Below are 10,000 nucleotides of genomic sequence, written 5' to 3' on the forward strand. Positions count from 1 at the left end.
ATTTTAGCCGCTTTTGATGAGCCAACCCAATCGTTTATTTGTAAAGTAATTTTCGATAAACCTTTGAATACTTCGCTTTATGGAACGCAATTAGAAGCTAATATTCTAGTTGGCGAAAAGAAAAATGCGCTTTTAATTCCAAGAAACTTTTTAGGTTTTGGAAACAAAGTAATGGTAAAAGGAAAAGACGAAGCCATTATCGTAAAAACAGGGATAGTTTCTACAGATTATGTAGAAATTTTAGACGGAATCACTAAAGAAGATGTTTTGTTGCCTTTAAAACCTTAAGCCATGAACATCAATACCGAAATAGCAAAAACGTATATTATTTCCAATAAAAAACTAACAGCTGTTGCATCGGCTGGTGTGGTTTTAGGAATGTCTATTTATATTTTTATGAATAGTATGTTAGTTGGATTTGATAAGAGTTCGAGTGCTAGTATTTTTAAAACAACATCTCATATTCGAGTGTATAAAGATGACGAAATTAGCAAGGTTTTAGTTAAAAATTCTAAAGAAAATTACTTGATTATTAATCCGAAAATTGTTCCGTCAAACAATACAATTATTAATCCGAAGTTAATTTCCGAAACCATTTTAAAACAGCCCGAAGTTACTGTAGTTACGCCTCAAGTAAGTGTTAATGTTTTTTATAACAATGGTAAATCACAAATTTCAGGATTAGCAATTGGCATCAAACCTGAAGAAGCAAATGTGATGTACAACATCAAATCGTTTATGGCCGAAGGTAATTTTGACTTATTAAAATCAAATCCAAACGGAATTATTATTGGAAGCGGAATTGCCGAAAAAATGAATGCAAAAATTGGCGATAATATCAATTTAACTTCCTCAAAAAGCGTTAACAAAACGTATAAAGTTGTTGGAATTTTTAAAACCAATAATTCAAAAATTGATAAATCAAATTCCTACGTAAATTTAGCCAGTTCTCAACAATTATTGAAAGAAGGAGCATACTATATTACAGACATTAACGTAAATATTGTTGATCCAGAAAAAGCAAAAGCAATAGCTGAAAAAATTTCAAATATAACGGGTTATAAAGCTGAAGGTTGGAAAGAAGCTAACGAAACTTTTATGGCTGCCAATAAAATGCGAAAAATGATTATCACTTTTGTTTCTCTAACTATTTTGTTAGTTGCAGGTTTCGGAATTTATAATATTTTAAACATGACGGTTTCACAAAAAATTAATGATATCGCTATTTTAAAAGCTATGGGTTTTAAAGGAAAAGATGTCATTAGAATATTCGTGACACAAGCGGTAACAATAGGAATCATGGGTGTTATCGGCGGAATGATTATGGCAACCGTTTTAATAACTTTCTTGAAAAAAGTATATGTTGGTGGTGATATTGGTTATTTTCCCATTGATTATGAACCGACAAAATATTTGCAAGGCGTTGTTATTGGTTTAGTAATTACTTTTTTCGCAGGTTATATTCCGGCTAAAAAAGCCGCACAAGTTGATCCTGTTACCATTTTTAGAAAATAAATTATGCGACAAACTATTCTAAAAACCGAAAATATAGATAAATATTTCTATGACCCGATTGAATTTCAAGTGTTGAAAAATATTTCATTTGAAGTTCAAAAGGGAGAATTTCTTTCAATGGTTGGAAAATCGGGCAGTGGAAAATCTACGTTATTGTATGTTTTATCAACAATGGATACAGAATACAATGGAAATTTATTCATTGATAACGAATTAATGACGGGTTTATCAACTGATAAATTAGCGGCAATTCGAAATGAAAAAATTGGGTTTGTTTTTCAATTTCATTACTTACTTTCAGAGTTTACATGCTTAAAAAACGTTATGATTCCTGCAATTAAACTTGGTAAATATTCCGAAAAAGAAATTGAAGAAAAGGCATACGAAAAACTCAAAATTCTTGGCTTAGAAGATCAAGCTTTAAAACCTGCCAACAAACTTTCGGGCGGTCAACAACAGCGTGTAGCAATTGCTCGTGCATTGATAAACGACCCCTTATTAATCATGGGTGACGAACCTACTGGAAATTTAGACAGTAAAAACACCAACATTGTTTTTGATATTTTTCAAGAATTAACACAAAACTATGGACAAACCATCATTGCCGTAACACATGATGATGATTTTGCAAAAAAAAGCGACCGAATTATAGAAATGAAAGATGGTTTAATTGTTTAAACTCGCTTTATACAATCGCAATTCATCCCAGGAGAATTGATCGCCGTGAATTTCTTTTAATTCGCCTAAGCTTTCGCCTTTAAAATCTTTGAAAGCTGCTCTTAAATCGGAAATTTTATCTTCTGGTAAAATGTCTGAAAGTTGCACGATTTCCATTTGAATTAACTTGGCAAAATGGTTGTAAATCGTTTGTGGTGTTAGCTTTCGGTGTTTTGCAATCTCGTAAATCGATAAGTTTTGTTTCCACAATTCTAAGGTGTCTTCGTAAGTAGATTTCTTTGGTTCTTTTGTTTTTTTCTTTTTCGAATCGGTGTAATACGAAACGTCTTCTTCGTCTTCCACTAAAGCCGCGTTCGAAGTTCTAAAGCGTTCTGCCACAACTACTAACTTATTGATTTTGTAGGTACTCATGTCTTCCGAAATTAAATTTTGCTTTGAAATTTCTTTTCCTTCGACAATGATATTGGTGAGTAATTTTGCCTTTTTAAGTTGTAAAATCGCTTTGATTTGAAGTTCTTCTAAAACCAATAATTCATCGTAAAACGCTTTTACTTTTTTGATGCGTTTGACTTCTTCGATTTTCAATAGTAATTCTTCGGCAACGATATCTAACGTTTTGAAAAAATACTGGTATGCTGCATCACATCGCTCCTTTACGAAATTGACATCCAAATTTTCATCGGAAAAAATTTTATGTAATTGCGACATAAATTTCCCTGATGGTTCGAGAATTTCGGCGATTTTTTCGTGTTGGGTTTTTGCCCAGTCGTTATGTTTTGTCTTTGGTGATTTTGGTGCTTCGGAATTGTAACTGAACAAATGATTGCGCCATTCTTGACCTAATTCTTTGAAATCAAATGAATTAAGTAAGGTGTTTAACCAGAAAAACAAGGTCTCTTTAGCTAACGAATGTTGTAAAATTTCTTCAGAAGCTTTATTTTCAGCATAACTGAGCACTTGTTCGTCGCTTGAAATGCCATTCATTCGCAACGGAGAAAGCAAAATAAGCCCTTTTAACGAACGCAAACGCGACAAAGCCACATACGCTTGTCCAGGTGCAAAAACTTGCGATACATCGAGCGCTGCTTTGTCGAAAGTTAAACCTTGACTTTTATGCACCGTAATTGCCCAAGCCAATTTGATAGGGTAGTGGACAAACGTTCCGATGACTTCTTCCTCAATTTCTTTAGTGTTTTCGTTGACTTTGTAGCGAATATTTTGCCATTCGTAGCGTTCTACTTCAATCGTTTTATTTTCTTCGGGAAAATGAACAAAAATTTCCTTTTCAGTTAACGAACTGATAACACCCATTTTTCCGTTGAAGAATTGCTTTTCGAAATTCAAATCGTTTTTAATAAACATGACTTGTGCGCCCACTTTTAGCTGCAATTGTTCTTCTAATGGATATATTTTTTCAGGAAAATCTCCTGTAATTTCTGGTAAATAAGTGAATTGTTTTCCTTCTAAATCTTTTAAAGATTGCGCATTTATGGTATCTGCTTTGGAATTATGTGTGGTTAAAATGATGAAACCTTTGTTTTTTTTCAGATCAAAATCAGGTTGTACAAATTGATTTAGCAGTTGTACATCTTCCGAAGTGATTTTGTTGTGTCTCAAATTGTTCAAAACATCAATAAATTCGGCATCCGTTTGACGAAAAATTTTATCTAATTCAATGTATAAAGGCGGAAATTGCTGAATTACGTGCGAATGAAAAAAGAACATGCCTCGGTAATAATTCTTGAGCATTTCCCATTCTTCATTTTTTACCACTGGTGGTAATTGTAATAAATCTCCTATAAAAAGAACTTGAACACCACCGAAAGGTCTTTCATTTCTTCTTACTTTTCTCATCATAAAATCCATCGCATCCAATACATCGGCACGAAGCATAGAAACTTCATCGATAACTAACAATTCCATATTTCGAATTACGGAACGTTTCACGTTATTCATCTTGAAATGACGTCCAAGAGAATCTCTGTTTTCGAATTTTACGGTATCTGAAAAGTGTGGAAGTTGCTTATTATCAGGAATAAAAGCAGCAAAGGGCAATTGAAACATAGAATGGATAGTAACTCCATTAGCGTTCAAAGCGGCAATTCCTGTGGGTGCTACAACTACTGTGTTTTTGTGTGTTGTGGCGATAATTTCTTTTAAAAGTGTGGTTTTTCCGGTTCCTGCTTTTCCGGTAAGAAAGATGGATTTATTGGTTTGATTAATAAATCTGAGAGTGTAGATGGCTGCGGCTGATACTTGTTCCATGTGGCGTAAAATTTTAAAAAACAAATATATAGAAACGAATAGAAATAAAAAAGTCCCGATGACTCGGGACTTTCAATTATTTTTTCTCTTCTTCTTTAGTGGCTACTTTATCGTCTTTCTTAGTCGCTTTATATGTATCATTAAGTTCTTTTAAAACTTCTTTAGTGATATCATAACCCTCTTTAGCGTAAAGAACTGTTGCAGCATCACCAGTTCCGTAGATGTAATCATATCCTTTTTTCTTTCCGTAATCTTTAATGAATTTTTTTACTTCACTAATTAAAGTATCTTTTAAAACAGCTCCTTCTTGTTGCAATTGTTGTACTAAAGCATTTTGCTCTATACCTAATTCTTGCTCTCTTTGTTGTAATGAAGCTCCCATTTGTTGTGCCCATTGAGGCCCTTTTGCTTGCGCATTTTGACGGAAATTTTGTGCATCAGCTTGAAAAGCCCTAACTTTTGCCTCTAACGGACGACCTAATTCTTCCGATTTTACTTTGAATTTATCGTCTTCATCTTTGAATTTTTCGTATTTCTCGATTAACTCAGCAGTATCTATATATGCAGTTTTAAAATCTTTTGAACTTGTTTCTGTTTTGTTACATGCTAAAACGCTTAATGCAACACCTAAAATCAAAACTAATTTTTTCATGATTGTATATTGGTAATTAATAATTTTTCGTAAAAGTAATAATAAGTTGTAAAGTAACAAATTTGTTGCTTTTTTATTTATTTTTCAATTATAAGAATTTCTTATGTGATTTTTTAAAAATGATAGATTCAAGCTATTAAAAGTGACTTTCATAATTTAAATTAGACAAATCATCTAAAAAAAGATAATAAATTACATCAAATTAAACAAAAAAGTGTCTAAAATCGCTTAAAAATGATTTTTACTTGTTTTTTAGCACATAAATATGCGAAGAAAATTCCTTTTTAAAGAATCCTGACATATTTGAGATCAAACCGATAAAAAATCCAGAAATGAAATTCATTTTTCCAGTTTTATATTTTTCGGATAAAAGCGACACATAAAAACTATCAAACCACATGGGTTTAATATCTTCCAAATTCATATTTTGTTTATCGAATAATTTTTCAATGGCTGTTTTTGAGAAATGCCACAAATGTCTAGGCACATCATAAGCTGCCCAAAATTCTTTGTAATGATTTGCATCATACGATTTGAAATTTGGAACCGCGATAATAATTGTTCCTGAAGGCTTCAACAAACGTTTCAATTCTGCAACTTGATGTTCGACATCTGGAACGTGTTCTAATACATGCCACATGGTAATTACATCAAAAGAATTGCTTTCTAACTTTTCAATCGTATCACCGAATTTAATTCCTTTACCTAAAGCAATTCCTTTTGCTTTATCGTTTGGTTCAATTCCAAGAATATCCCAATTTTGATTTTTACATTCCAAAAGAAAATCCCCAGTTCCTGCTCCGATGTCTAAAATTCTTCCTTTAACAGGTTGGTACGAATTAATTAATTTCACTTTATCACGAATTGCTTTTCTTTTGATGAAATGATACATTTTTTCAAACAACGTACGTTTTCCATCGGTGTGCGAAATGTAATCTTCGAATTCATAATACGAACCTAATTTATCCAAAGTAGGTTGCGGATGTGTTTTTAAAATTTGATATTCCTCATTTAACAACAAGGAAAAAGATTCTCCAGAAACTGAAAAATCTTTAACGGTAATAAAACTTTTATCTTCTAAAAAATTCATTTATTTTATTTTTATGCGAAAGGCTTATTTTAATGGGGTTAACAGCGTTGTTTCACGTGAAACATATTCAGTTGGCAGTCGCAGTGTTCAGTCTCAGTTAAATAAAAAAATAAAAACCGTGACTATCTACCCATATATATCAACAACACTGAAATATCACTTGGCGAAACTCCACTAATACGAGAAGCTTGCGCGATAGTTCTTGGTCGGATTTTATTTAATTTTTGTTTGGCTTCAATTGAAATGGATTGGATTTTATCGAAATTAAAATTATCTGGAATAATCATATCTTCTAAACGAGTTAGTTTATCTGCATTATTTTTTTCCTTTTCAATATAACCAGAATATTTCACTTGAATTTCGGCTTGCTCAACCACTTCTTGATCTAAATCATGTTCTTCGATATAAGCTGCCACTTTTTTGAATTTTCTAAAATCTTCCAAATCCAATTGTGGACGAGAGAACACTTTAAACATTTTATCAGGTTGACTCATCGGAGCAGAACCTTTAGCTTCTAAAATTGGATTTGCTTCTTCTGGTTTTAAACTTGTTTCTCTGAAGAAATTTACCATTGCATCGGATTGTGAGAATTTTTGTTCCATACGAATCAAACGCTCCTCTTTAGCTAAACCAATTTCGAATGCTTTTGGTGTTAATCTAAAATCAGCATTATCTTGACGAAGTAATGTTCTGTATTCAGCACGAGAAGTAAACATACGGTATGGTTCTTCTGTTCCTTTTGTAATTAAGTCGTCAATTAAGACTCCTATATAGGCTTCGTCACGTTTTAAAATAAATGGCTCTCGATTCTGAACTTTTAATGCTGCATTTATTCCAGCCATTAATCCTTGAGAAGCGGCTTCTTCATAACCAGTCGTTCCATTAATTTGTCCAGCGAAATACAAACCTTCCACCAACTTAGTTTCTAAAGTGTGTTGCAATTGCGTAGGAGGGAAGTAATCATATTCAATAGCATAACCTGGTCTAAAAAATTTCACATTTTCAAATCCGGCAACCGAACGTAATGCTTTGAATTGAATATCTTCTGGTAACGAAGTTGAAAATCCGTTGATGTAATATTCACAAGTTGTCCAACCTTCTGGCTCAACAAATAATTGATGACGTTCTTTATCTGCAAAACGATTAATCTTATCTTCGATAGAAGGGCAATATCTTGGACCTAAACTTTTGATTCTTCCGTTGAACATTGGACTTCTGTCAAAACCTTCGCGTAAAATATCGTGGACTTCTAATGAAGTATACGACATCCAACAAGAACGTTGTGTTTTTAAAGGCGCAGTCAAATTAGAATACGAAAACTTTTCTGGATGTTCGTCACCAGGTTGTTCTACCATTTTAGAAAAATCTAAAGAACGACCATCCACACGTGGAGGTGTTCCGGTTTTCATTCTTCCTGATTCAAAACCTAATTTCACTAAATCTTCTGTGATTCCAAAAGAAGCACTTTCACCTGCACGACCACCACCAAATTGTTTGTCTCCAATATGAATCAATCCATTCAAAAAAGTTCCGTTTGTCAACACAACTGACTTAGCCTTGATTTCCACTCCAAGCGAAGTTTTTACTCCAACAATCTTTCCACTCTCTGATAAAATTCCAGCCACCATTTCTTGGTAGAAATCCAAGTTCGGAGTGTTCTCCAACATCGATCTCCACTCATCCGAAAAACGCATTCTGTCCGACTGCACTCTTGGTGACCACATAGCAGGTCCTTTTGATTTATTCAACATCTTGAATTGGATTGCGGTCTTGTCCGAAACAATTCCAGAGTATCCACCCAAAGCATCAATCTCACGCACGATTTGTCCTTTTGCAATTCCTCCCATAGCAGGATTACACGACATCTGTGCAATGTTTTGAAGATTCATTGTCACCAAAAGCGTAGAGCACCCCATGTTGGCAGCAGCAGCAGCAGCTTCACAACCGGCGTGGCCCGCACCCACAACAATTACATCATATTGATTTAAAAACATCTTCTATAAATATTATGTTCCACGTGAAACATTTAAAAAAATTCTGGTTTATAAGCTTAATGTTCCACGTGAAACATTTGCATTTTTTCTTCTTCTTTAGAACGCATTAAAGCTTCGTCTTTAGGTGATTTATCTTTGTATCCACAGTAGTGTAAAACACCATGCGATAGAACACGCTTTAACTCTTCCTCAAAAGAAACATTAAAATCTTTAGCATTATCTTGAACGCGTTCTATAGAAACGAAAATATCGCCCTGTATTAAATTTCCTACTGTGTAATCAAAGCTAATAATATCGGTTAAAGTGTCATGATCTAAGTACTCTACATTAATTTTATGTAGGTATTCGTCATCACAAAAAATATAATTGATTTCACCTTCATCAAATCCTTCGGATTCGATAATGCGAGAAATCCAATCTTCGTATTGCGCTTCGTTTTCGAGTTCGAAATCTGTTTCGTAATTAAAACTAATCATTGCCTTTAAAATAGTTTTGAACCTTATGGTTAAAATTGGGTTGCAAAGGTAAGCTTTGTCTGTTTAATATTTCAACACTATTCAGATAATCTTTTAATACCTTAGAAAGTGGAGTAGTGGAACCGTTATAATTTTTGTCATTTGTTTTAGACTGACGCTTGGTGTCTTCTCCTTGTTGCTGAATGGCTTTTTCTAATTTTAAAAGTTCGTGTTTTAGATTCAACATTTTTTGCAACGTTTCATTTTTAAAACCTTTATTGATAAGTTGCTTTTCTATTTCTTTCATTTGATTCAAAGCACTCTGACCTTGACCCGACATTCCTTCTTTTTCTAATGCTTTTTGAAGAGCATCACGAAGTTGTCTTTGCTCTTTTAGAATCTCTAAAACTTTACCGGCATTTCCTTCTGAACCGTTTTCGCCATCTTCACCATTCTCACCAGATTGCCCTTTTTGTTTTCCTTGTCCAGATTTATCACCTGGTTTGTCTCCAGGTTTTTCACCAGGTTTCATTCCGTCTTTCATTTTTTCACCCAAACCTTCTTGCTGTTTGATGATATCAGGAAGCTGCATTCCTTTTCCTCCGCCTGGTTTTGGTTTGCCTTTTCCAGATCCTTGGCCTTGCATATCCATGTTCATTTCGCTTTGCACATTACTCAAATAATCAGCTAAACGGTTCGCTGATGTTAAAACATATTGTTGATGTGAAGCGCCTTTTGCAATATTATTGTCCGCTAAAGTTTCTAAAGTCTTATCTAAATTATAATGAATTTCTCCTACTTCATTAAGAATCGTTTCAGTAATTTTTGGGTTGCGTAAGGCAACAGCAAATAAACTATCATCCACATGTTTGAATTGTAACTTCAAATCTTGTTGCTTTTTTAAGACTTTATTCAATTGCAAAGAACGTACTTGAGAAGAATTTGTAGTCTTAATTAAACTCTCCTCGTCGAATGAAAAAGCTAATAAATTATCAAGTATTTGACGTAACAATTTAGCATCTTCTTGCATTTGTTCCATGTCACCTGATTGCATAGATTGAGTCATTTTGTGACTCATCTGTTTCATCTTTGCAGCAGCAGATTTTTGCTTCGGTTTTGCTTTCTGTTGATTTTGTTTTTGTAATTCCTCAGAAGCTTTCTCCATATCTTTTTTGACATCCTCTTGTTCATTCTTATCATTAGGAATATCCATTGGAGCTTTTAATTCTTTATTTTCTTTGTCTAAATCTTCAAGTTCTTTCTTAATATCGTCAAACTCTTTATTGATGGCATCTTGATTTTCCTTGTTATTTTCTTTAGTGTCATCAGCTAATTTTTCTTCCTTCTCAGC

The 10,000-nt window shown here is 33.4% G+C and carries 7 protein-coding genes and 2 pseudogenes; 3 read left to right on the forward strand and 6 right to left on the reverse strand.

Going from position 1 to position 10,000, the window contains the following annotated elements; all coding sequences use genetic code 11:
* The 3 genes and pseudogenes from LDL23_RS01800 to LDL23_RS01810 form a co-directional block, all read left to right on the forward strand.
* Nucleotides 1-288: pseudogene (locus LDL23_RS01800) on the forward strand (RND transporter); the annotation flags it as partial.
* Between the two features lie 3 nt (nucleotides 289-291).
* Nucleotides 292-1,515 (forward strand): ABC transporter permease, encoded by a 1,224-nt coding sequence (locus LDL23_RS01805; protein ID WP_291264179.1) that lies wholly within the window; start codon nucleotides 292-294, stop codon nucleotides 1,513-1,515.
* Between the two features lie 3 nt (nucleotides 1,516-1,518).
* The gene (locus LDL23_RS01810; RefSeq protein WP_291264180.1) at nucleotides 1,519-2,193 is read left to right on the forward strand and encodes an ABC transporter ATP-binding protein; all 675 of its coding nucleotides are present in this window, start codon (nucleotides 1,519-1,521) and stop codon (nucleotides 2,191-2,193) included.
* On the opposite strand, the gene LDL23_RS01815 is transcribed toward LDL23_RS01810, so the two are convergent.
* The 6 genes and pseudogenes from LDL23_RS01815 to LDL23_RS01840 all read right to left on the reverse strand — a co-directional run.
* Entirely contained in the window at nucleotides 2,182-4,458 is a 2,277-nt protein-coding gene (locus LDL23_RS01815) for a helix-turn-helix domain-containing protein (RefSeq protein ID WP_291264181.1), read from the reverse strand. The two genes, LDL23_RS01810 and LDL23_RS01815, sit on opposite strands and share 12 nt — an antisense overlap.
* A 76-nt stretch (nucleotides 4,459-4,534) precedes the next feature.
* Entirely contained in the window at nucleotides 4,535-5,110 is a 576-nt protein-coding gene (locus tag LDL23_RS01820; protein ID WP_291264182.1) for an OmpH family outer membrane protein, read from the reverse strand.
* A gap of 241 nt (nucleotides 5,111-5,351) precedes the next feature.
* Nucleotides 5,352-6,200, reverse strand: a complete 849-nt coding sequence (locus LDL23_RS01825) for a class I SAM-dependent methyltransferase (RefSeq protein ID WP_291264183.1) — start codon at nucleotides 6,198-6,200, stop codon at nucleotides 5,352-5,354.
* Nucleotides 6,201-6,322: 122 nt separating this feature from the next.
* The gene (mnmG, locus tag LDL23_RS01830; RefSeq protein ID WP_291264184.1) at nucleotides 6,323-8,194 is read right to left on the reverse strand and encodes a tRNA uridine-5-carboxymethylaminomethyl(34) synthesis enzyme MnmG; all 1,872 of its coding nucleotides are present in this window, start codon (nucleotides 8,192-8,194) and stop codon (nucleotides 6,323-6,325) included.
* A 56-nt stretch (nucleotides 8,195-8,250) separates the two neighbouring features.
* Nucleotides 8,251-8,670 carry an rRNA maturation RNase YbeY gene (gene ybeY, locus LDL23_RS01835; RefSeq protein WP_291264185.1) on the reverse strand — a complete coding sequence of 140 codons (420 nt, stop codon included), beginning with the start codon at nucleotides 8,668-8,670 and terminating at the stop codon, nucleotides 8,251-8,253.
* Nucleotides 8,663-10,000 (reverse strand): annotated as a pseudogene (locus LDL23_RS01840) (hypothetical protein); the annotation flags it as partial. The pseudogene LDL23_RS01840 and the gene ybeY, both read right to left, overlap by 8 nt.

The organism is Flavobacterium sp. (assembly GCF_020217025.1).
Lineage (GTDB): Bacteria > Bacteroidota > Bacteroidia > Flavobacteriales > Flavobacteriaceae > Flavobacterium.